At 68.3% G+C, this 21,454-nt stretch carries 17 protein-coding genes and 2 pseudogenes; 8 read left to right on the forward strand and 11 right to left on the reverse strand.

Annotated elements, in window-relative coordinates; all coding sequences use genetic code 11:
• Positions 1–137 precede the first annotated feature (137 nt).
• Positions 138–668 carry a hypothetical protein gene (locus tag AB0C46_RS25020; RefSeq protein ID WP_362830422.1) on the forward strand — a complete coding sequence of 177 codons (531 nt, stop codon included), beginning with the start codon at positions 138–140 and terminating at the stop codon, positions 666–668.
• Between the two features lie 287 nt (positions 669–955).
• Here AB0C46_RS25020 and AB0C46_RS25025 read toward each other — a convergent pair whose 3' ends face one another.
• Positions 956–1,846 carry an aminoglycoside phosphotransferase family protein gene (locus tag AB0C46_RS25025; RefSeq protein WP_362830423.1) on the reverse strand — a complete coding sequence of 297 codons (891 nt, stop codon included), beginning with the start codon at positions 1,844–1,846 and terminating at the stop codon, positions 956–958.
• Between the two features lie 247 nt (positions 1,847–2,093).
• On the opposite strand from AB0C46_RS25025, the gene AB0C46_RS25030 reads away from it, so the two are divergent.
• The 7 genes from AB0C46_RS25030 to AB0C46_RS25060 all read left to right on the forward strand — a co-directional run bounded on the left by AB0C46_RS25030 (position 2,094) and on the right by AB0C46_RS25060 (position 10,351).
• Positions 2,094–3,035, forward strand: a complete 942-nt coding sequence (locus AB0C46_RS25030) for a sugar ABC transporter permease (RefSeq protein ID WP_362830424.1) — start codon at positions 2,094–2,096, stop codon at positions 3,033–3,035.
• Positions 3,036–3,130: 95 nt separating this feature from the next.
• Positions 3,131–3,982: a carbohydrate ABC transporter permease gene (locus AB0C46_RS25035; protein ID WP_362830574.1), complete on the forward strand. Its 852-nt coding sequence runs from the start codon at positions 3,131–3,133 to the stop codon at positions 3,980–3,982.
• Positions 3,982–5,307: an extracellular solute-binding protein gene (locus AB0C46_RS25040; RefSeq protein ID WP_362830425.1), complete on the forward strand. Its 1,326-nt coding sequence runs from the start codon at positions 3,982–3,984 to the stop codon at positions 5,305–5,307. The genes AB0C46_RS25035 and AB0C46_RS25040 overlap by 1 nt, the downstream gene beginning before the upstream one ends.
• Before the next feature lie 601 nt (positions 5,308–5,908).
• Positions 5,909–7,114: a S8 family serine peptidase gene (locus tag AB0C46_RS25045; protein WP_362830426.1), complete on the forward strand. Its 1,206-nt coding sequence runs from the start codon at positions 5,909–5,911 to the stop codon at positions 7,112–7,114.
• 182 nt (positions 7,115–7,296) lie between these two features.
• Entirely contained in the window at positions 7,297–7,881 is a 585-nt protein-coding gene (locus AB0C46_RS25050; RefSeq protein ID WP_362830427.1) for a TetR/AcrR family transcriptional regulator, read from the forward strand.
• The gene (locus tag AB0C46_RS25055) at positions 7,878–9,479 is read left to right on the forward strand and encodes an MFS transporter (protein ID WP_362830428.1); all 1,602 of its coding nucleotides are present in this window, start codon (positions 7,878–7,880) and stop codon (positions 9,477–9,479) included. The genes AB0C46_RS25050 and AB0C46_RS25055 overlap by 4 nt, the downstream gene beginning before the upstream one ends.
• Before the next feature lie 428 nt (positions 9,480–9,907).
• Positions 9,908–10,351 (forward strand): glycosyltransferase family 2 protein, encoded by a 444-nt coding sequence (locus tag AB0C46_RS25060; protein ID WP_362830429.1) that lies wholly within the window; start codon positions 9,908–9,910, stop codon positions 10,349–10,351.
• A 1,218-nt stretch (positions 10,352–11,569) separates the two neighbouring features.
• Here AB0C46_RS25060 and AB0C46_RS25065 read toward each other — a convergent pair.
• The 10 genes and pseudogenes from AB0C46_RS25065 to AB0C46_RS25110 form a co-directional block, all read right to left on the reverse strand.
• Positions 11,570–12,463, reverse strand: coding sequence for a hypothetical protein (locus AB0C46_RS25065; RefSeq protein WP_362830431.1), 894 nt, complete (start codon positions 12,461–12,463; stop codon positions 11,570–11,572).
• A 223-nt stretch (positions 12,464–12,686) separates the two neighbouring features.
• The gene (gene fxlM, locus AB0C46_RS25070) at positions 12,687–13,940 is read right to left on the reverse strand and encodes a methyltransferase, FxLD system (protein WP_362830433.1); all 1,254 of its coding nucleotides are present in this window, start codon (positions 13,938–13,940) and stop codon (positions 12,687–12,689) included.
• Between the two features lie 140 nt (positions 13,941–14,080).
• Complete coding sequence (locus AB0C46_RS25075) at positions 14,081–14,800, reverse strand: thiopeptide-type bacteriocin biosynthesis protein (RefSeq protein WP_362830434.1); 720 nt, start codon at positions 14,798–14,800, stop codon at positions 14,081–14,083.
• A 27-nt stretch (positions 14,801–14,827) separates the two neighbouring features.
• Complete coding sequence (locus AB0C46_RS25080) at positions 14,828–16,072, reverse strand: lanthionine synthetase C family protein (protein ID WP_362830435.1); 1,245 nt, start codon at positions 16,070–16,072, stop codon at positions 14,828–14,830.
• 20 nt (positions 16,073–16,092) lie between these two features.
• Positions 16,093–19,086, reverse strand: a complete 2,994-nt coding sequence (locus tag AB0C46_RS25085) for a lantibiotic dehydratase (RefSeq protein WP_362830436.1) — start codon at positions 19,084–19,086, stop codon at positions 16,093–16,095.
• 191 nt (positions 19,087–19,277) lie between these two features.
• Positions 19,278–19,424 carry an FxLD family lanthipeptide gene (locus AB0C46_RS25090; RefSeq protein WP_362830437.1) on the reverse strand — a complete coding sequence of 49 codons (147 nt, stop codon included), beginning with the start codon at positions 19,422–19,424 and terminating at the stop codon, positions 19,278–19,280.
• A gap of 117 nt (positions 19,425–19,541) precedes the next feature.
• Positions 19,542–19,715 (reverse strand): FxLD family lanthipeptide, encoded by a 174-nt coding sequence (locus AB0C46_RS25095; RefSeq protein WP_362830438.1) that lies wholly within the window; start codon positions 19,713–19,715, stop codon positions 19,542–19,544.
• Positions 19,716–19,924: 209 nt separating this feature from the next.
• A pseudogene (locus AB0C46_RS25100) lies at positions 19,925–20,025 on the reverse strand (DUF5999 family protein); the annotation flags it as partial.
• 17 nt (positions 20,026–20,042) lie between these two features.
• Entirely contained in the window at positions 20,043–20,891 is an 849-nt protein-coding gene (locus tag AB0C46_RS25105) for a CPBP family glutamic-type intramembrane protease (RefSeq protein WP_362830440.1), read from the reverse strand.
• A 272-nt stretch (positions 20,892–21,163) separates the two neighbouring features.
• Positions 21,164–21,370 (reverse strand): annotated as a pseudogene (locus AB0C46_RS25110) (DUF5999 family protein); the annotation flags it as partial.
• Positions 21,371–21,454 lie beyond the last annotated feature (84 nt).

Consider the following 21,454-nt stretch of genomic DNA (forward strand, 5'->3'; position numbering starts at 1 on the left):
CCTTCCGGACCGCTGCTCATCAAGCACATCGGGAAGCTAGCAGATACCCGGTCTGACCTGCGAAGACAGCTCAGTTAGTTCGGTTAACAGGCCTGAAGCGGCATGTCGCCGGACGCCTCGCCCTGAGCATCGCTCTGATGACGCTGCCGGTGGTGCTGTACTCGCTGGGTGCGCCGAATACCTTCGTCCTGGTGCTCCCCGTCCCGGTCGGAATGTGGCTGCTCATCTTTCTGGCACTCCGGGTCCGCCATGGGCGGCGCCTGAAGGTGTGCAAAAAGGTCTTGCACACCTATCCGCTCGAATACCGAACGCGAGTGGACAGGAAGGTGGGAGACAGGAACGGGGATGAGTGGAAGTACCTCGGCACCATTCACACGATCAAACTCTCCAGCCGCGGCCAGCACGGCGCGCCTCGCATGCGGGCCGTCAACGCCACAACGGTGCGGCGCTGGCCCAAGGGCGCCGAGGATGGCGGCGCCTGGTTCGCCGGTGATCCGCTCTTCGGCGGCGTCATGATCGTCCCTGGCAGCAATGCCATGATGTTCATGCAGCCCGCCAGCTGGGAGAAGTCCGCCCAGGAGCGTGCGCAAGCCGATGCCGCCCGGATCGCGCGGGCGCAGCAGGCGGGCATTGCCGAGCTGGTCGAGCGCGACCCGAACATTGGCTAGGTGTCACGCAAGCCGGGCTTGCCACACCACCTGGGCCAGGTCGGGGGGGCAGGCCCCCATCGACGGCGCGGTTCAATCGGTTGCGGACCTGGTCGGCTTGTTCGGGGATGGTGTGGCTGATGCCGCGTCGTCATCCAGCCGCTCAGGCCCACGCGACCGCACAGGGAGCAACGGCCGGATGAACTCCCACTCCACATCCGGCAGTTCATGGCGACGCATCACCCAACTGTGAGCCACCATGCAAGATCATTTGAAGACCCTGCCAGGGCCCCGTCAGGCCGCCCCGCTCAGAAGGGATACCACCGCACCGTCGCGTCCTTGTCGCGCAGTGAGGCGATCCGGCGCCGGAATTCTCTGAGTGCTGCCGGGTTTCCGGGCGCGTGCTGGGACACCCAGGCGCAGCTGGCCGTCTCCCGGGAACCGCGCAGCACGGCGCAGCCCTCCCAGTCCCGTACGTCCCAGCCGTAGACGGACACAAAGGTGTCGTACGCGTCGGGGGACAGGCCGTAGCGGTCCCGGCTCAGCGCCATCACGACCAGATCGTGTTCCCGCAGATCGGAGGAGAAGGTTTCCAGGTCGACCAGCACCGGGCCGTCGGGCCCGACATGAATGTTGCGGGCCAGCGCGTCACCGTGGATGGGACCGCGCGGCAGATGCGGTTCCAGGGCTGTGGCGGCCGCCGCGAAGGCGTCCCGCCGCCCGCGCAGATACTCCGCGTCCGGCGCCGATACGGCGTCGCCGGCCAGCCGCAGCCAGCGTTCGACGCCGCCGAGCAGTTCGCGCCGGGGGAGTGCGAAGGGCGGTTCCGGCAGCGCGTGTACCAGCTTCAGCAGCGTGGCGAGATCGTCCGGACCGGCGGGGCGGACGGCCTCCGGCAGCCGCTGCCAGTAGGTCACGGGATGCCCGTCGGCCAACGTCGCGACGGGCTCCGCGGCCCGGACGGCCGGTACGCCCTCGGCCGCCAGCCACTGCGCCACGGCCAGTTCCCGCTCGGCCCGCTCCAGGAGTTCGGCGCTGCGGCCCACCCGTACGACCGGCCCGTTGTCGCCGAGGGCGAAGACGGCGTTCTCACCGAGCGAGAGCAGTGCGGCGTCGGCCGCTGCCTCGGGGTGTCCGGCCGCGGCCAGCACGTCGCGGGCGCGCGCCTCCGTGAAGGCGGCGGGGCTGGGTTCGGTCATCGGGGTGCCTCCTGCGGTGCATGGACGCGACCAGTGTCGCAGGTCGGCCCCAGGGCCCCGTAAGACAACGCGGGCGGGGAGTTCCGTGGGGGAATCGGCCGGGGACCTTGACGGGGGTGCCGGCCGTCACGACGATGACGGCGGCCGGGAACGGCCGGCGGGGGAGAGGGGGAGCGATGGCAGCAGTGCCAACGGCGGGCGTATACAGGGGCAGACCGCCCGGACCGCGTCGTGCGGAGCCCCTCCCATGACGCTGGCGACCGCGCCCCGGCGGTCCACCGCACCGTCCGCGGACCAGGCCGCCCGGCCCCGACGCGACCTGGGCGCCTGGTTCCTCGTGCTGCCCGCGCTGCTCCCGATCCTGGTGCTGAGCGTGGGGCCGCTGCTGTACGGCATCGGGCTGGCGTTCACCGATGCCCAGTCGGGCCGGACCCAGGCCACCCGCTTCGTGGGGCTGCTGAACTTCTCCGACCTGTTCCAGGACGCGCTGTTCTGGGACTCCTTCCGGATCGGCCTGATATGGGCCTTCGGTGTCACCGTCCCGCAGTTCCTCCTCGCCCTCGGTCTTGCCCTGCTGCTCCATCTCGATCTGCGGCTGCGCTGGCTGGCCCGGGCGCTCGCGATCATCCCGTGGGCGATGCCCGAGGTCGTCGTCGGCATCATGTGGCGGCTGGTCTACCACCCGGACGCCGGCATCCTGAACGAGACCCTGCGCGGTCTGGGCCTGTCCGGCGCCGGCGACGGCCGGGACTGGCTGAGCGGGCTGGCCACCGCGCTGCCCGCGGTCATCGTCGTCGGCGTCTGGGCCGGGATGCCGCAGACCACCGTCACCCTGCTGGCCGGTCTGCAGAATGTGCCCCGCGAACTGCACGAGGCCGCGTCCATGGACGGCGCGGGCGCCTGGCGCCGCTTCCGCACCGTCACCTGGCCCGCCCTGAGGCCCATCGCCCTGGCTGTCACCGCGCTCAACTTCATCTGGAACTTCAATTCCTTCGCCCTGGTCTTCGTGCTGACCGACGGCGGCCCCGGCGGCCGGACCAGACTGCCGATGCTGTTCGCCTACGAAGAGGCCTTCCGCTACGGGCAGTTCGGATATGCGGCCACGATGGGCCTGGCGATGGTGGCGGTGATCTCGGTCCTGCTGGCCGTCTATCTGGCCGGCCGGCTGAAGGGGGACGACGACCGGTGACGGCCACGGAAAGCACCGGCGGCAGCAAGCGCAGAGGGCCCGCCCCGCGCGCCGGGGGAAGCGCCGGCCTCCCGCGAAGCGCCCCACGCCGCACCATCACCCCACGACGCACCGCCACCCCACGCCGCACGGCCACCCGCGCCGGCCAGTACGCCGCGCTCCTCGGCTATCTCGTCTTCCTCGCCTTCCCCTTCCTGTGGCTGCTCTCCACCGCCTTCAAGCCACCGCGGGAACTCGGCAGCATGCACCCCACCTGGATCCCCGAGGCGCCCACCCTGGAGAGCTTCCGGCAGGCCTTCGAGCAGCCGCTGCTGGCGGCGGCGGGCAACAGCCTGCTGGCCGCGGCGGTCTCCGCGCTGCTCGCGATTCTGCTGGCGACCCCGATGGCGTATGTCCTGGCCCGCTTCCGCAACCGTCTCTCGCGGGCGGCCACCGGCTGGGTGGTGATCAGTCAGGCCTTCCCGCTGGTACTGGTGATCATCCCGCTGTTCCTGATCCTGAAGGGGCTCCATCTGGTGGACTCCCGGATCGGTTTGATCATGGTCTATGTGGTGTGGTCGCTGCCGTTCGCCCTGTGGATGCTGACCGGTTATGTCCGGGCCGTACCAAGGGAGTTGGAGGAGGCGGCGGCGGTGGACGGCGCCGGCCGGTTCCGTACGCTCGTCTCGGTCACCGCCCCGCTGCTCGCGCCCGGCATCGTCGCCACCGCGCTGTTCGCCTTCATCACCGCCTGGAACGAGTTCTTCTTCGCCCTGGTCCTGCTCAAGTCCCCCGAGAAACAGACGCTGCCGGTCGTGCTGACCCACTTCCTCGGGACGGAGGGCGTCGCCGACCTCGGCCCGCTCGCCGCCGCCGCGCTCCTCGCCACCCTCCCGAGCCTGCTGCTCTTCGCCGCCATCCAGCGGCGGATCACGGGCGGGATGCTCGCCGGGGCGGTGAAGAACTGATGCGTCACGCCAACGCGCCCGCCCGCCCGCGCCGTGTCACCCGGCGGGGCCTGCTCACGGCGGCCGCCGCGCTGCCGGCCGCGGCCCTGCTGCCGGGCTGTTCCGAGGGCCGGCGGCGGACGGCGGGCGGCCGGATCACCCTGCGCTTCCAGTCGCTGGCCTGGCAGCAGGACTCGCTCAAGGTCAACAAACAACTGGTCGCCGAGTGGAACAGACACCACCCCGACGTCCGGGTGCAGTACGTCCAGGGCGCCTGGACCACCGTCCATGACCAGCTGCTGACCTCCTTCGAGGGCGGTGAGGCCCCGGACATCATCCACGACGCCTCCGACGACCTCGCGGACTTCGCCTACGGCGGGGATCTCGCCGACCTCACCGGCCTTCTGCCGCCGCGCCTCCAGCGCGACATCCCGCAGCGGAGCTGGGAGACCGGCACCTTCGACGGCCGGATCCACGGCGTGCCGTTCCTCCAGGAACCACGGGTGCTGATCGCCAACCGCGCGAAGCTGCACCGGTCCGGCGTCCGCATTCCCACCCCCGAACACCCCTGGACCTGGCAGGAGTTCGCGGAGGCGGCACAGCGGCTGACCCGCGGCACCACCTACGGCGTCGCCTGGCCGCTGAAGGAGCCCGTCTCCGCCACTCTCAACCTCGCCCTGTCCACGGGCGGCCGGATCTTCCACCGCGACCGCGACGGCAAGGTGGAGGTGCGCTTCGATGCCGTCGACCAGTTGGTGCCGCGCACCATCCACGAGCAGGTCAACGTCGACCGCAGCGGGTCCCGTACGACCCTGGGCATGGGCGGCTCCGACACCCTCCCGGGCTTCTTCGCCGGACGCTATGCGATGGTGCCGCTCGGCTTCTCCTACCGTCAGCAGATCGCCCAGCAGGCCCCCGAGGGCTTCGACTGGACGGTGCTGCCCGCCCCCAACGGCACCGCCCTGGACCAGGGCGTGAGCCCGCAGACCCTGTCGATCGCCGAGGACTGTCCGTACAAGGAGGAGGCGATGGCCTTCATCGACTTCCTCCTCAGCCCACCGAACATGGTCCGGCTCGCCCTGGGCGACTGGCTGCTGCCGACGGGTCAGGAGGCGCTGAAGGACCCCGCGCTCCGGGCCGCCAGGTACGACTGGGCGACGGGCACCGCCCTGGCGGGCTCGCTGCGTTCCGCCCCGGCCCAGTCCGTCCGCGGATATCCGGAGTGGAAGGACAAGATCGCCACCCCCGGCCTCCAGGAGTACTACAGCGGCGCCATCGGCCTGGACACCCTGCGGAAGCGGCTCGTGGAAGACGGCAATCTGGTCCTGGCCCGCTACCAGCGCTAAGCGGGCGGAGTGGTCCCGGCCGCATCTCACCCGGACTCTGGAACTCCACACCGCTGCGTGAGGCCGTGCTGACCTGCTGAGCAACCCCGAAGTCGCCACGAACGCCGAACGGCTCCGCACCAGCTGATGCACGAGGGCGGTACCCGGCAGGCCGCGGCGTTGGGCGGCCGGGAGCGGAGGTAGTCCTCGTGGCCGCGACCTCATCGAGTCCGCCCATCCATCCCGGTCTTGAGGGTGCCGAAACGTCCCAACTACCGTCGCCCGACGCCGGGATGGAAGTGAAGTACACCTCACCACGAGCATGAATCCGTCACCCGCGCGTCCGTCGCTCCGGCGCACCGTTTCATCTCCACGTCACCCCGTATTGCGGGCACGTAAATGGAGTTGAGTCCCTCCGGTTCAACTCCGGTACCACTTTGACCACTTCTGAAACATTTCCCATTTCAGCGCGCTTGTTGTCTATCTCACACGCCCCGGCTGGCCTTGAATTGAACTCATCAATCAGACAGGGTTTCGAGCCAGCCCGACGCAGATCTTCCGGTCTGTTCGGGCTATTGCGCAACGCTTTCCCCCCACACCACGAACGAGGAGAATCCTCGCAATGGCTCACAAGCGTTCCAGCAAGAAGCGGCTCATCACGGCGATATCCGCCGCGGTAGCCGCCACTGGTATCGCCGCCGTCACCGCGGTCACCGCGGGCGCGTCCCCGGCCGCCGAAGGCAAGATCTACGGAGCCGAGGCCAAGGGCGCCGTGAACGGCAGCTACATCGTCATGATGAAGAAGTCGATCCGCACCATGGAGAGTGGCGACCTGGCCGCCAAGTACGGCGGCAAGGTCAAGCGGAACTACTCCTCCGCCATCGACGGCTTCTCGGCGAGCGGTCTGAGCTCGGACGAGGCCAAGCGTCTCGCCGCCGACCCGGCTGTCGACAAGGTCGTCCAGAACAAGAAGTTCCACATCGACGGCGCCCAGGCCAACCCCCCTTCGTGGGGCCTGGACCGCATCGACCAGGCGGACACCAAGGGCGACAAGAAGTTCAACTACCCCGACAGTGCGGGTGAGGGCGCCACCGCCTACGTCATCGACACCGGCGTCCACATCAAGCACAAGGACTTCGGTGGCCGGGCGTCGTACGGCTTCAACGCCATCGACGGCAGCGACAAGGCCGAGGACGACAACGGTCACGGCACGCACGTCGCGGGCACCATCGGCGGTACCGAGCACGGTGTCGCCAAGAAGGCCAAGATCGTCGGCGTCAAGGTCCTGGACGGTGAGGGCTCCGGCACCACCGAGCAGGTCGTCGCGGGCATCGACTGGGTCACCAAGAACCACAAGGGCCCCTCGGTCGCCAACATGTCGCTCGGCGGCGGTGCGGACGAGGCTCTCGACGCGGCCGTGAAGAAGGCCATCGACGCCGGCGTCACCTTCGCCGTCGCGGCGGGCAACGAGTCCTCCGACGCGGGCCAGGGTTCCCCGTCGCGGGTGAAGGAAGCCATCACCGTGGCCTCCAGCACCAAGGATGACGAGCAGTCCGACTTCTCCAACTTCGGCAAGGTGGTCGACCTCTACGCCCCCGGCTCCGACATCACCTCGGACTGGAACACCGGCGATGACGCCACCAAGACCATCTCCGGTACGTCCATGGCGACCCCGCATGTCGTCGGTGCTGCCGCGGTCTACCTGGCCGGTCACAAGGACGCCAAGCCGGCCGACGTGGCGAAGGCCCTGACGGACGGCGCCACGCCGGACAAGATCACGAACCCGAGCGAGGGTACGCCCAACAAGCTGCTGAAGGTCGTCGAGTAATCACCTCACTTCCTCAGCTTCACACGCCGGCCGTCGCGCTCGCCCCCACGGGGCGCGGCGGCCGGCGTCGTTGTGCGCTCCGCGCTCCGCGGCTCCCGGCCGGAGGTTTCACCGCCCGTGTGTGGCCCGCGGGACGCAAGCACCGAGTAGACACTGTCTACTACCTGCGGTAGACAGTGTCTATGAGTGATCAAGAGGCGGGCCTGCGCGCCCGTTTGGTCCAGGTCGGGATCGACCTGCTGACCGAAGAGGGAGTGCAGGCGCTGTCATTGCGGGAGATCGCCCGCCGGGCCGGGGTTTCCCACGGGGCTCCGCGGCGCCACTTCCCGACCCATCTGTCCCTGCTGTCCGCCATCGCCCGCCAGGGGTTCGCCGACCTGGCCGGCACGGTCGCGGCGGAAGTCGACGAGCACGGAGCGGACCCCCGCGCCCAGCTCATGGCCCTGGGCCGCGGCTACCTCGACTTCGCGCTGACCCACCGCGGCATGTTCGAGCTGATGTTCCGGCACGACCTGCTGGAGAGCAACCATCTCGGGCTGCGGGACACCAGTCTGCCGCTCTTCCAGGTACTCGTCGATCTGGTCGCCCGGGTGCAGCCGCGGTCCGATGTGCCGCCACCGGTCGTCGCGGGCGCCCTGTGGAGCAATCTGCACGGCATCGCCCAGCTGTGGAGGTGGGGCAGCCTGCAACTCGCCACGGGGGCCGACGATGTCGAGCCGCTGCTCCGGGCCGCGCTGGACGCGCACCTCGGGCCGGAGAGCCGATGACTGCCCGACGCCGCCGGCGCCTCGTTCTCACTGGCAGTATCACCGGGGCCGTGATCGTCGCCCTGGACGGCACCGTACTGACCGTGGCGCAGCCCGCCCTGCAGCGGGAACTGCACGCCTCGTTCGGGCAGGTCCAGTGGACCAGCACCGGCTATCTCATCGCCGTGGCGAGCCTGCTGGTCTTCGCCGGCCGGCTCGGCGACCGGTACGGCCACCAACGCGTCTTCGCGCTGGGGATCCTGGGCTTCGGCGCCACCTCGGCGGGGATCGGCCTGGCGCCCGGCGTCGGCTGGGTGATCGGGCTGCGGGTGGCCCAGGGAATCTTCGGCGCGCTGCTGCAACCGGCCACCCTGGGAATGCTGCGCGCCACCTATCCGCCCGACCGGCTCGGCATGCCCCTCGCCCTGCGTACCAGCGCCATCGGGCTGGCGGCCGCCGCCGGCCCGGTCCTCGGCGGCGCGCTGGTCGCCCACTGGGGCTGGCGGGCCGTCTTCTTCCTCAACGTGGTGCCCGCCTGCCTGATCGGCGTACTGGCACTGGCCGTTCGCGTCCCTGGCCCCGTCCCCGCACCTGTCCCCGAACCCGAGTCCGAACCCCGGGAGACTCCTCCGGCCGCTACTGGAGGCGTCACTGCCGGGGGTGCCACTGCTGGGGGCGCCACCGCCGGGGGCACCCGCACCCCCGCCCGACTCGACCTGCCGGGCGCCTGTTTCCTCGCGCTGGCCCTGGTGTCTCTCGTGCACACCCTCGTCGCCCTTCCGGAATCCGGTTGGACGACGGCCACCGCACTGGGAGGGGCTGTGGCCGCGGTCGCCTGTGGCGTCTTCATCCGGCACGAACGCCGCACCGCGAGTCCACTGGTACCCCTCTCCGTGGTCGGTTCGACGACCGTCGCCTCGGCCCTCGCCGTCCTGCTCGCCGCGTCGGCAGCCTTGTTCGGTGCGCTGTTCGTCAGCACCTACTTCCTGCAGGACGTCCTCGCGATGGACCCGCTGGAGAGCGGTCTGCGGGTGCTTCCACTGGCCGTGCTGATGGTGCTGAGCGCCCCGGCCTCGGCCGTACTGCAGCGCCGGTACGGCCCCCGCCGGACGACCACGGCGGCGATGATCCTCCTCACCCTCGGGATCCTCGTGCTGTCCCAACTCGACCGGGCCTCGACCGCGCCGGCCATCAGCGGGGGATTCCTCCTGCTGGGCGCCGGATTCGGCACGGTCATGGTCACGGCGACGGCGGTCATCGTGCGCCAGGTGTCCACGGACCACGCCGGAGTGGCCGGCGGCCTCCAGCAGACCGCGATGAACATCGGCCCGGCACTGGGCGTCGCCACGGCCACCATGCTGGTGACCCTCATGGCACCCAGCGCACCCACCGCCACCGGCGCCCGCCCACCCGGCGGACCGCACTGGACCGGCGAAGCCTTCCTCCCCGCGATGGGGCCCACCCTCCTGACCCTCGCGGCCGTCGCCGCGGCCGGCACACTGGCCGCGGCGAAACTCCCCCGCCGCACGGCCGGCGGCGACTCTCCGCAGCCACCACCAGGAACCGGCGGGGGTGACCGGGACACCGCCGCAGCGACTGCCATGACGTCCGGTGACTGACCCGTCGACAATCCACCTCTCGGTCCGAGGGGTCCGCACAGCTGGGCCTGCTCGGGCGGCGGCCGGCACGCCGGGGGCCCGCGCGGCGCGCGCCCCCGGGGCAAGCGGCCGGCATCTCTGGGCTGAGCGGCCCGCGCCTCGGACCGGGGGTGTCGCTTAACTCCGACCATCTCCGTCGAGTACCAGGGCGCCCCCCCGTCCCCGCCGCCGCCCAGTCTCGACACCTCCCAACTCCCACTCCACCGCGCCTCGTTACGTGAGTTATCCACAGGAGGGGCCCTCCGGAACCACGCCAGGCGCCACCTCCCCTACCGTCGGTGACATGCACGGAGGACTGCCGTTCATCGGCATCAGCACCATCGTCTACGGCGTGATCGGACTGCTCACCGTCGTAGTCAGCGCGATCCGCAAGACAGGGGGAGATCGACTTGCACACCATCACCGTCATCGTGCCCGCACACAACGAGGAGGAGGGACTGCCGGCCACGCTGGAGTCCCTCGCATCTCAAACGGTCCGGCCTGACCGGGTCCTGGTCGTGGACGATGCTTCCACGGACCGCACGGGCGAGGTCGCGGCCTCGCACGGCGTCACCGTTCTTCGTCCGTCCAGCAATCTCGGCAGCAAGGCCAAGGCGCAGAATTTCGCGCTACCGCACTGCACCACCGACCTCGTACTGGCCGTCGACGCGGACACCGTCCTCGCACCGGACTACATCGAGACCGTCATGCCCGTCTTCGACGACCCCGGCGTCTCGGTCGCCGCGGGCACGGTCCGCACCCGCCACACCCGCACCCTCTGGGAACGCGGGCGCTCCACCGAATATCTCTTCGGCTTCCACTGGCACCGGGTTTGGAGCAACGTTCGGGTGTAGCAGGCTGGCCTGCATCTATGCAGCTCAGAGGTGGTGCGGAACGGTTTGGTGCATGTGCATGTGTCGCCATCTGTCACCGCCTCTGGCTGGGTGCATGCTGACTCGATGCTGACTTAAGTGACGTACCGTCAGGTAGAACTGATGAAGCGTCACCTTGTGGCGTGCCTTGTATCGGATAGTGGGTGAGTTCGGATGTTGACCTGCTAATTGAGTAAGGTCGATCCCTGGGAGCTGATGCCTTGATCGGGAACAGCCGTAGTCTGGGCCCGCGAACCGCGAACTGAGTCGGCGTGAGTGCCGACGGCCAGGCGATAACCTGGTCCCTTTCAAAACCCCGGTGCCGCAGCAGATCAGGCTGGCAGGCTTTGGGCATGCTTTCGCTCCTGCGCTCCCGCCGCACGCATCGTTATGCTCGTCAGATAGCCCGCAGCTACCACGCCAGGCGACTTCACGGACTCAGGGCTCTGCCCACCGGGGCGCCTGGGTGGGCTCGGAGTGCTGTGTCTCAGTGGGCTTTCGGGCTTTTGGCGGTCATGCCTTACAGAAATGCGATCGCAGCAGCGACGTTCTGGGTATATCTCACTCATATCGATGCCCTGTTATCAGGGTTGCGCGGCGCGGCCGCTTAACTCTCCCACAAGGCGGAAGCGACGCGTGGGACCTCGATGATGACGTGAACCGCCGACCCCGCAGACAGTTGGCTCACGCTGCCCTCGAACTCATATGTCTTGGCAGGTGCTTCTGCGGGCCACTCCGACCAGGAAGCGACACTGACCGAAGACCGAGGGGCATTGCCGTTGCTACCTGAAGTGGCGTTGTTGTTGCTGCCTAAAGCGGCGATGAGTGCCGCGACGACAGTTGCAACCGCAGCGATCGCCGCCGCGATGGTTGTCTGCCAGCGATGGGCCGATGCTGACCGCGAGGGACGAGTGCCGGGGACGGGCTGCGGAGGAACGAGGTCGGGTACCGGACTCGGGTCACCGCCGGCAGCAGTTGGTACTGGTCTGCTCATGTGTGTGCCCCCCCCGCCTCACCGGAGTTCAGTTTGCCCGACGCGACGCGGTCATGAGGCGGAAATGACAGCGAGCAATCCTCCAGAGCCACACCCGGATCCGTAGACATGCCCGCACAACTCGAAGGTCTGTACGGAGCAACCCTTAGGGCCGGTGGCGCACGCTCAATGTTCCATGGCACCGGACAGCTGTCCCCATCACGCCCTCATGCCGTATCGGAAGGCGCTGCAGCGAGCACGCCGGTGATCACAGACTTGCTGATGTCCAGCGCGGTCAAGAGATCCACTTGTAGTTCGTCGGGAATAGCGCCGGAGCCCAGAGCACACGCTTCGACAATCTCCTTAAGGCGGGCTGCCTGCTGGCCGGTCAAATATTCATGGCAACCAGGGTGAGCTAGCACATCGCGAGCCGCATAGCCGTCGCCCGTCCCGATGGTCTCCTCGACGAGGTCTGTAGCGATACAGCGGGCAATCTCCGGCTGCTGGTCGCCAGCAAGGTCGACGGCGGACAGTCCAAGCCGCGTGAGGAAGACCGCCAGGCCAGCACTTCGCTCCAGGGAACGGTAGAGATCCACCAAGTCGTCCAGAGCTGTGCGGACTGGCAGGTTCGCCGTCCGCCTGCACAGCACCGTAAGAAGTGCTGCAACCGCGGTCTCCCACGCCTCGCCAGGAACGGTGCCGCTCAGCAGAACCTCAGCCTGTTCGATGTCGCCCGCCGTGATATGGGCTATGACGGCAACCTGGCGGCCGTCGAGCATCCTGCTGCCGATGCCCTTGTGCCGCTGGACCTGGGCGTGTGCCTCCGCCCACATGTCGGCGCTGGCCAGGGCGCGCGCACCGTCGGCCAGCAGTACGGCCCAAAGCCATTGATGCAGTTTGCGGCGGTCTTCGTCCGCCCCGGTGATGTTGTCAAATGACACCTCGTGCCCGTCGATCGTGGCGGCCGTATCGGACGTCACCGCTTGATACGTCGAGTCGAGAAGTGCAAAGGCACCGTCTCCGTCGCCGGAACGGATCAACAACCGCGCGAGGTTGACGAGGGGCTCCAGGCCGAACCGGGCGACCTGCGCGCCCAGGGGCTGGGTGCGCAGGTACGCCACGGCGTGCCTCCAGCACAGAGTGCGGGCCAGGTCCGGAAGAGCACAGTCACTGGCGAGCAGAGCCGCCTTGTTGAAGGCCGCGGATGCTGGAGCCAGACGGCCTGTGCACTCGGCCTCCCGTGCAAGTCCGCCGATCTCCCGAACTCGATCAACGAGCGGCGAACACGCCGGGCGAGGTCGGGCGACCAGCGGGAAACGCCGCACTATCTGGCTGGCGTCCATCTCACTGCCACTCGATGACGATCCGGTTGAGGGCATTGTCGAACGCGAATCGTCCCGGCGCCGAGACCGGCGGTGCACCATCGAGCTTCTGGACTTCGAAGGCCACGTCGCGCTCGCGGAAACCGCGATCCCATACACCCATCTCTTCGGCTACCCGATCGGCGAGTTCCTTGCCCGCCGGACCGTGGCCGATGGCTCCCGCCTCGTACAACTGCCCGCCGTCCTCGGCAAGACCAGCCTTCCGCAGCGTGAGGTAGGCGAAGCTGCTTCCCTCCGCTACCGCCATGGGCCGGAACCCGTCGGCCAGGTTGCTGGCCCCGGCGCCGTTGCGATCGACCTCCATCCGGCTGAGGGCGTTGTCCAGGCTGCACGACAGCCAGAGCCACATGTACTCCGGCGACTCAGACCCCCGGAACGTCACGCCCGACCACGCTTCGGTTCCCGGCTGGTCGAGCACCCCGCGCAGCGCCTCGTCGGCCTTCTGCTCCTGGTTGAACTGGAGCTTGACTGCGCCGTCGTCGGTCAGGGCGACAAGGCGCCGCGGGTCATCAGCTACGCCTGCCCGCAGCGGCATGAACGTGCACATCGCACTGCGGACGCTACGCCAGCGGCCATCTGCGTCCCGCTCGAAGGCGACAGCACGCGAGACGCTGCCCCGCAGCCGGAGCGGCACGACGAGGCGGCCGTCGGACGCGAGCTGGTCGAGCCAGGCCGACGGGATGCCGTGAGCACCAACGGTCGCGACGATCCGGTCATAGGGAGCGCCCTCCGGGTGGCCGACCGCGCCGTCTCCGAGGATTACGGTCACGACGCCGGCGAAACCGGCTTCTTCGACGGCCGCTTGGGCGTTGTCCACGAGGTCCTGGTCCACGTCGATCGTGTAGACGTGCCCCTCTTCACCGACCAGACGTCCCATGGTCGAGGCGAACAGGCCGCTGCCGGCGCCGCCTTCCAAGATCATCATGCCCGGCTTGGCCTGGGTGAGTTCGAGCATGAGGGCGTTGACCGACGGCTGTGAGACGGCGCTGATGGACGCGCCGGAGCTGTCGAACTTGGTGTGGACCGGGGTGTCGGCGTACGCCTCTTCGAGGGTGGCGCCAGGCTTCGACTGGTGTACGAACACGTGTCGAGGTACTGCCCGTAGAGCGTCTTCGATGTCGTCGCTGTGCACGCGTCCATCTGCCTTGAGCTGGTCGACCAGCTTGTTGCGGAGGTTCTCGGCAGCGGCGTTGTCGTTGATCGTGTCGGTATCCACGCCGGTGAGGCTAGCGGCGTCAGCGGCCGTGCCTGATGCAGACGCGGCGGATTCGCTCGTTCCCATGACTACCTCTTTCGCCAGGTTTGACAAGGTGCTTTGGTCCTCACCACTGAGGCCCAATCGGTTCCAGTGGAAGATCAGGTGGTGGGCGAGTACCGCTCGAAACCCGCGTTCCAGCCGTCCAAGGCGTGGAGGCGAGCGAGCCGCTGCCCTGCCCACTCGAACGTGGCAAGCCAGTCGGCCAGTCCCGTCAACGGGCCTCCGTCGACGAGCCTGCTGGTGGCGCTGACATCGACGGTCATGAGCTGTCGCACAGCCTTCGCGGCCCGATCGGCCGCGGGCGCAACCGCAATGCCCTGTCGTTCAGCGGCAACCCTCGCCCATACGTCGCCTTGCTCGAATCGGTCCAGGCCCGCGGAGCGCATGAGAACGCTGAACAGCAGGATGGCCAGCTCGCGCCGTCCCAGGTCCGGGGCCTTGGGGGCTTCCCGCTTATCGGTGGCGAATTCGAGGATGTGGCGGCTGTCGTGGTGAAACAGCTCGTGGGCCAGCTCCATCCCGGCGACGCCGCCGAATGCCACCGTCTCCGGCTCGTAGATCCCCACCGTCCACTCGCTGACTAGGCCCTCGGCCCGCAGGCGTCCCAAGAGGCTGTCCAGGCGTGTGGAAGCTCGATCGTCAGTGGGCTGATATCGGATCCGCCAGCACGGGAATTTGCGCAGGAAGGACCACTGCGCAATCTCGCCCTCCGCTGCACTGATCTCCAACTCGGGCAGAAGGTATTCGGCGGCGAGCTGTTCGGACTCCGGCCAGGTGGCGAACTGGACGAGGCGCTGCGGCCACTCGTCAGGTGCCATATTCACTGTTGTCTCTTTTCGTGCGCGTCAGTTGATCAGGAAGCATGTGTCCCAGCCGGATATGGGGGGCGTGCCTGTCTGCGTCGCGTGCAGAGCGAGAGCTACGCCGGCTGCGCCTTCGAGCAGTCCGATGTCGCCGGGCCCGTACGGCGGCCGAAGAAGCGATGTGGCCAGGGCATCCGGCTCGACGTGCGTGATGGGAGCGAGCAGGGGAGGCAGGCGCTCGACGAGGCCGGGCTGGATCGCGTCCGCCGCCATGCTCCGCGTGATGTGCGCCAGTCCGGCAAATCCGTGGCAGATGGAGTGATCTCCGGTCGCTCGCAGCTGTTCCGGATCTGTCATCGCATGTGCCATGGCGCTCTCGGCCATCTGTTGCCGCTCTGTGTCGCCCGCCGCGATTCCAGCGAGTTGCAAAGCTCGGGCAATGCCCGCTGTTCCGTAGCACCAGCTCGGGCGTGAAGGGCCGTTGCCGGCATGGCCGGACCGAAGCTGCTCGCGAGTGATCCAGTAGGGCCACCAGGGTCCGGCCGGTCCGTCCTGCCGCCAGCGATCCAGCCATGCGCAGATCCGGCTGATTGCCTCGGCCTGCCCGTCGACGGTGACACCGCGCCGTGAAGCGATCGAAAGAAGAGCCAGAGGGCCACCGATGCCGTGCGCAAGGCCAGTGTTGGCGTGGCCTTGCGGGAATTCCGGTGACGGCTTGCCAGAGGGCGCCAGGTCGCTCCACCAGCCCGGGAGGAGTTCTCCGGAGCTTTCGATCGGTTCGGTGAGCCGGACCAGGTAGGAGAGGACCGCCCGGGTCAGGTCGACTTGGCCCTCGCGCCGGAGCAGAAGAGCACCGAGGCCACTCAGGCCGCGGATGGTGTCGAACTCCGCCAGCGCGGGCAGCTGACCACGATCCATTCGGAGATGTGCACGCTCCAGCCGGCGGCGCGTCATGTTCTCGATGTGCCGGTCGAGGGCGTCCAGGGCGCGGGCGTACCGCTCGGGCCGGTCTGCCGCGGCGTTCAGAGCGAAGGCGAGCGCGGGGGCGCCGTAGTAGAGGTGCCCGTCCGCGCCGCCGACGGCTGGGGCCTCAGCGGCGCAGGCGAGCCAGTCGTGAGCGCGCTTCCACGACGCGATCCCGGAGCGGGCCCGTTCGATGTGTAAGAGAGCGACGCCTGCGGCGCCGAACGCCAACGACTGCGGAAACCAGCCCTGCGTGAGTTCAAGCCCGCGCACATCGGCCGGTGAAGCCAAGCGGGCGGCGATGGCATCAGCTGCTGCCTGCACCCTGAGGTCTGACGTCTCTGTCATGAATGCCTCGCCTTCCAGGCGAGCGCAGCGGCCCGAGCCAGCCTTAGGCAGGTGCGCTCGTCATCTTTGTCGATGCCGGCGGCTCGGATGTGGTGGCCGTGGAGCAAGGAATCAAGGACAGTGTCGGGGTCCACGTCCTCGGCCTGGCGCAATAGCTCCCGATACTGGCCAAGGGCACGGTCGCGGGCTGCCCATTGCGCGTAGATCGTCTCCCCGCCGGGGGCTGCACGGAGTCCGGCCCAGTTGTCCGAGGGGTCAGCCAGCCGTACGGCTTCCGCGAGCACGCGTCGATCCAGCGGTTTTGAAGCGTCGATCTTGCCGTACCTGATCATCCAGTCCATGCCCTCGCGCGGGCTGCCGGAGAAGGCCGCCGCGATGGCTATGAGGTTGCTGGCGGCGAGGGCCTGCGGCTGGGGGCCGCTTGGTAGGGCGAACTGGGCGACCAGGCAGCGTGAGTCGGCGGTGAACACGGCCTCGGCGGCCTGCATGGCTGCCCCGCGTCCCCACCGCCCGGTCTCGGGGTAGGAGGTGGCGAATTGCAGGTCGCTGAGCAAGCCGTCCTCACGAAGGCCATCCGCCCACCTGCTGATCCGCGCGGCGGCCTGACCGAAGGCTGCGGGGTCAGGAAGAGCAACCCTCAGGCGAATGTGCGGCCGCGGGTCGCGATACCGCATGTACCACCACGCTGGCGGCTGGTCCCATTGGGCGAGGAGATGCGGGAGGTAGTGGCCCAGGATCTCTGGCTGCCGCTCGTTGTGCCCGTACAGCTTGGCCATCAGCCAGTCGGATCCGCCAGGCAGGCGCCCGTGGCCACGTCCAATGAGGCGGGAAGCGGAGACGGCTGGTGCAGCGGGCCACTTCGGGGGCACGGCTGCCGTCATCGGAATGCTGATCTCGTGGGCGTGCCCAGCGAACCAGGCACTGGTGCCCTCAGGGGCTTCCGTGAGCACCGCGTGCTCGGAAGCGTCCAGGTGCGAGCGCAGGAGTTCAAGGTGTGAGCTGTGCCCGAGATCCAGGTGCAGAAGACGATCGCCCTCGGTCAGGTAGACCGAGTCCGGGAGCCGGCGTTGCTCTGCCCACCTTCGCAGCTCCTCACGCCACTCCCTCCACGGAGCCGCGCGGCCCGGCAGTTCGGAGCGCGTCAATCGCCACCTGGCCGGCGAGAGGACCGTCCGGCCGTAGCGCAGGCGCGGCAGAAACGGGAGCCGATCAGCAATGCCCCACGTAAAGCCGGTCACGACGCCGGCCTGCGCTCTGCCGATCTCGCTGAGGAACCGGGCCAAGGGCGGGGTGTGCGTTCGAAAGTCGAGAGCGTGCAGAGCGTAGGCGTCCACTCGGCTCCTTCGGGACACCGAAGCCAGGTAGAGACGACGTCGGTCACAGCCCACCGCGAGATCGCTCAGCGCAATCACGTTCGGTCCGGCTGGTCGGTGTTCCGCCACGCTGATGATCTCGGGCGCCAATGCAGGCGCGCGGGTTACGTGGGCGTCGCTCGGGTCAAGTGGTGCAAACGAGAGCTGGGCCAGCCGCGTGCCGGGGTCGCTCGTCGGCAGCTGTGCGATTTCGCGGGCCGCTCGGGCTTGATCAGATTCGTCCAGCAGACCGATGAAGCGACCGGACAGAGTGCCGACGCCGCGGGAAGCACTGACGACAGAGAGCGTGAAGTCGCCGCTGTCGAGAGCGTGGGCCGACTCGGCGTGAAGTTGGAACCGCAGCTCGAAATGAGGAGGGATCTGCATCCTCTTCCGGTCCCCCAGCTGTAGCTCGGTGATCGTTTGCTCATCGAGCAGGACCTCGTCGCGACCGTCGAGCGCGGCGCTCTGGGCGAGGGCAAGAAGCTGTTGGTCGCGGGCGTTCACCGGCCCTTCCGGCTCGGGCTCCCCATCGAGGTATCCAGCGGGGAACCCAAGACCGATGTCAGGGTCAACGACGTCCCGTAGCGGGACGAGAGAGCCGATCCCGTACCGCTCGAAGAACCTGTTGTGGTAGTCCTTCCACGCCGCGGTGCCGAACGGCCAGGCCGTCAGCTGCGCCAACGCCGTCGCTGCCGACTCGGCTTCACGGCGAACCTCCCGCGGAAGGCTGAGCGAGCAGTCCACACGCAGGTCCACCGCCAGGGGCTGAGCGGCAACGGTGCTCACGTCCGTCATCAAGCCGCGCAGCTCGGCGCGCAGCCACCGTCCGGCGGGGCCGGTGCCCGCCTGGTTGTGCTCGTTCATTCGACGGCGAACAGAGCGGAGTCGACCCACGATCTCACTGGCCTCAGGCACGTCTCCGATACGGGCCGCTTCTGCCTGATCCATGAGGTGAGCGAAGGCGTCGAACGTGGTCGACGGCGCATGGAGGCCGGTAATCAGAGCTCCGTGTTCCACCAGGGCCTCGATGAGGGGAGCGATCTTGCCTGCGGCCTTGGGGAACTCGGCCGCCACCTTCTCCACCAGCGCGTCGTAGCCGATCGGCGCTCGGGCAGCTTCGACCGCTACCCGGACTGGTGCGGTGTACCTCAGGCGCGCTTCGGCCACTGCGGCACCTCCCACCGAGCGGCGCCGGGGCGGGTATGGAACGACCAGCCGGTTGCCCCGTAAGAACACCGCTGTGTTTGACATGAGCGGTAGCCGACACAGGACCTCCGGCACGGCTTCCAGCTGGGCGATGACGTCACTGAGCCAGGCAGCATCAGCCCGTGCAAGCGCATGGTGCCGTTCGCCCCAACGAACCGCGGACTTGGGGCCGAGTTCGGCCGGAGCCACACCAGCGAACAGTCCGAAAGGGGTGGCTCGGCTGGTCATCCGCAGCACATATCGGACCACGGACAGAAGCGTTCGGCGCACATGCCGTCCGTCCAGGCGAGCGTCGGAGCACACCGCTCCCACCTGCTGCGCGAGTTCCGGGCTCGCAAGCTCGATCGCTTCGGCGACCGCGGGCAACGCCCAGACTTCAGCCAGCCATTCGCGCCACCGCTGCACCTGTCCGGGCGAGTCGCCAGCCATGTCCGGCCAGGCTGGCAACTCCAGTTCGGCCCAACGAGCGGCCCTCACGAGCACCGACTCACCACACCGATACAGCTGTCGGCTACGTCTCGAAGCCATGTGGTCCCCTCCCTCGTAAGCCCTTCGGCCAGGTGCCGGTTCGGACAGCGGCGCACCACCGCCCGAACCGGCACGGACTAGCGCCCCTGTGGTCAGCCCACCTTGGTGGCGCAGGCGCTGGGGCACGAGCTGCCGCAGCCGTCGTCCGTCAGCACGATCAGCCTTCCGTCATCGACGCCGGACTCCAGAACGCTGACGTCCAGGTCGAACTCGTCCTTCATCTCCACTTTCATCTCCATGGGATTTCCTCCAAGGGTTGAGGCCGATCCGAAGGTTCGGCTCGGCGAGCCGGTACCGCCGTCGCCGACGGCGCCCAGAACACGAACGTGTCGGTCCTGGGAGTTCGAGGTGTCGCGTCAGGCAGCGTTGCTGACACACGAGGTGCCGCACGTGCTCCCACAGCCACCGTCGGAGGCCGCGAGTTCCGTGGTGGCCTCGCCGGCGTCCAAGACGGTGATGTCCAGATCGAACGGGTCCTGAGCGACGGCGCCGATGGCCTCCGGCCGCCCTTCCAGCGTGCTGAGCATCATGGTGATACCTCCGTTGACTGGTCGAGATGGTCCTGCGGTGTTGCAGATGGCCGGACAGGCCCTGGAGCGTAGTGAGATAGCCACACCGCTCAGGCAGTTCCAGCCACCGGTCCGAGGCGCCATGCACCACGATCTGGAGTGTGCGGGGCCGCTTCCCCCCGGACCGGGGTTCGGGTGCCGCCGAGTTCACCCGCCGTCGGCGTCGCTACTCATGCCGCGGTCACGGCGGATCGGTGCGGCGCGATTGCCCGCCCGTGCGGCAGCAGCTCACCGGTGTCCGCGAAAGCAGGACGCCGTTGCACAGCAGGCTCCTTCTCTGCACGTTCCTCATGGCCGAACCTCCATGTCAGCGATGACCGGCAGGTGGTCCGAAGCCGCACGTGCCCGGGGCGTAGTGACGCCGGTGACGAGCGCCGCGATGGAGGCGGCAGCAGCGAGGAGCAAGCCAAGCGCCCAGTCGGGTACGGGGAGGTCGTTGCACAGGTCGTAAGCAATGTGTGCGATCACGATGGGAGTGAGCCTGCCGGTGTGTCGGTACAGCGCGAGACTCACGGCGGCAACAAGAGAGATGCCGATGGCTGGAACGCCGAAGTACAGATGCATGCCGACCTCGATCGTGAGGCTGAGGGCATACATCTCCCACGCCGGTCGCCGTGCCATGGTCAAAAGGCTCACAATCGCCCCGACCATGACTACGTCCTCGACCACCCCGGTGACGACAACGTTCGCGGCCTGAAGCCAGAAGTTTTTCCAGCCGAGGAACCCTGCCTGGGATCCGCCATATGCGCTGCCTGCGTCGGGAAGGAGGGTGGGCAACGCGTTCACAATCACGATCGTGATGAGCGCAGCGAGCCCGACAGCCGCACCGACCGAGACGGCTTGGGCCCTGCCACGCGCCGTGGATACGCCCGGCGGGCCGATTCCCAGTTGTTCCCGGCTGCCCCCGCACCGTCTCATGACCGCGAGGGTCAATGCTCCGAACAGGGCCGCCGCCGCGAGGTTGCGCAGGCCCCACCAGTTGCTGGCGGGATCCGCCCGGTTGAGCAGGACGGCCGCGATAGCCACAGCATGTCCTGCCCAGCGCACCGCTGGGGATAGCTTTCGCGCACTGTCCTGTCGTTGGCTCGTCGTGAAAACCAGCCAGATCAACCATCCGGCGGCCACCGTGATACTCACGGACCGGGCGTAGTAGACCAACAGCGTCGATGCATATGGGCTGATGGGGCTTACGTATGCGCCGTAGGCGGTCGTACCGCTGATCGTCAAGGCGGGTGCTGCGGCAAGCAGGCTCAACGCGTACACCGACAAATGAATTGAGCGGGGCGAGCGGGCCGGTTCGGAGGCAGCGAGGGTATGACCCTGCTCTGCCCTACGGGGCGCCTGGTGCGGCAAGGCTGATCTCCGATTGAGGCGAATGGGATGGGAAAAACGGGAAGGCCGCCGAAGCGTCATGCGGCATTAGCCTTCGATGCAGGGCTGCCGGCCGCTCGGTGCGGCGCGATGATCTGACCGTCCGGCAGCAGCTCACCGGTGTCCTCGAACGCCAGTACGCCATTGCAGAGAAGAGACCAGCCCTGCTCGGGATGGCAGGCCACGGGGTGTGCTGCTTCCCGGTCAGTGGCCTCCGCGGTGGGGCACGGGGGGTGGTGCTTACAACGTGGGTGTGTGTCCGGCTTGCGGAATGCCGGTGGTGCGGAGCGTGCTGAGCTGGCATGCACGGCAAGTGGGCCTTTCATCGC

The organism is Streptomyces sp. NPDC048637 (genome assembly GCF_040650675.1).
Taxonomy (GTDB): Bacteria; Actinomycetota; Actinomycetes; order Streptomycetales; family Streptomycetaceae; genus Streptomyces.

Coding starts and splice junctions, on each gene's coding strand:
- AB0C46_RS25020 (WP_362830422.1), top strand. CDS start 138: ATGACGCTGCCGGTGGTGCTGTACTCGCTGGGTGCGCCGAATACCTTC.
- AB0C46_RS25025 (WP_362830423.1), bottom strand. CDS start 1,846: ATGACCGAACCCAGCCCCGCCGCCTTCACGGAGGCGCGCGCCCGCGAC.
- AB0C46_RS25030 (WP_362830424.1), top strand. CDS start 2,094: ATGACGCTGGCGACCGCGCCCCGGCGGTCCACCGCACCGTCCGCGGAC.
- AB0C46_RS25040 (WP_362830425.1), top strand. CDS start 3,982: ATGCGTCACGCCAACGCGCCCGCCCGCCCGCGCCGTGTCACCCGGCGG.
- AB0C46_RS25045 (WP_362830426.1), top strand. CDS start 5,909: ATGGCTCACAAGCGTTCCAGCAAGAAGCGGCTCATCACGGCGATATCC.
- AB0C46_RS25050 (WP_362830427.1), top strand. CDS start 7,297: ATGAGTGATCAAGAGGCGGGCCTGCGCGCCCGTTTGGTCCAGGTCGGG.
- AB0C46_RS25055 (WP_362830428.1), top strand. CDS start 7,878: ATGACTGCCCGACGCCGCCGGCGCCTCGTTCTCACTGGCAGTATCACC.
- AB0C46_RS25075 (WP_362830434.1), bottom strand. CDS start 14,800: ATGGCACCTGACGAGTGGCCGCAGCGCCTCGTCCAGTTCGCCACCTGG.
- AB0C46_RS25085 (WP_362830436.1), bottom strand. CDS start 19,086: ATGGCTGGCGACTCGCCCGGACAGGTGCAGCGGTGGCGCGAATGGCTG.
- AB0C46_RS25090 (WP_362830437.1), bottom strand. CDS start 19,424: ATGGAGATGAAAGTGGAGATGAAGGACGAGTTCGACCTGGACGTCAGC.
- AB0C46_RS25095 (WP_362830438.1), bottom strand. CDS start 19,715: ATGATGCTCAGCACGCTGGAAGGGCGGCCGGAGGCCATCGGCGCCGTC.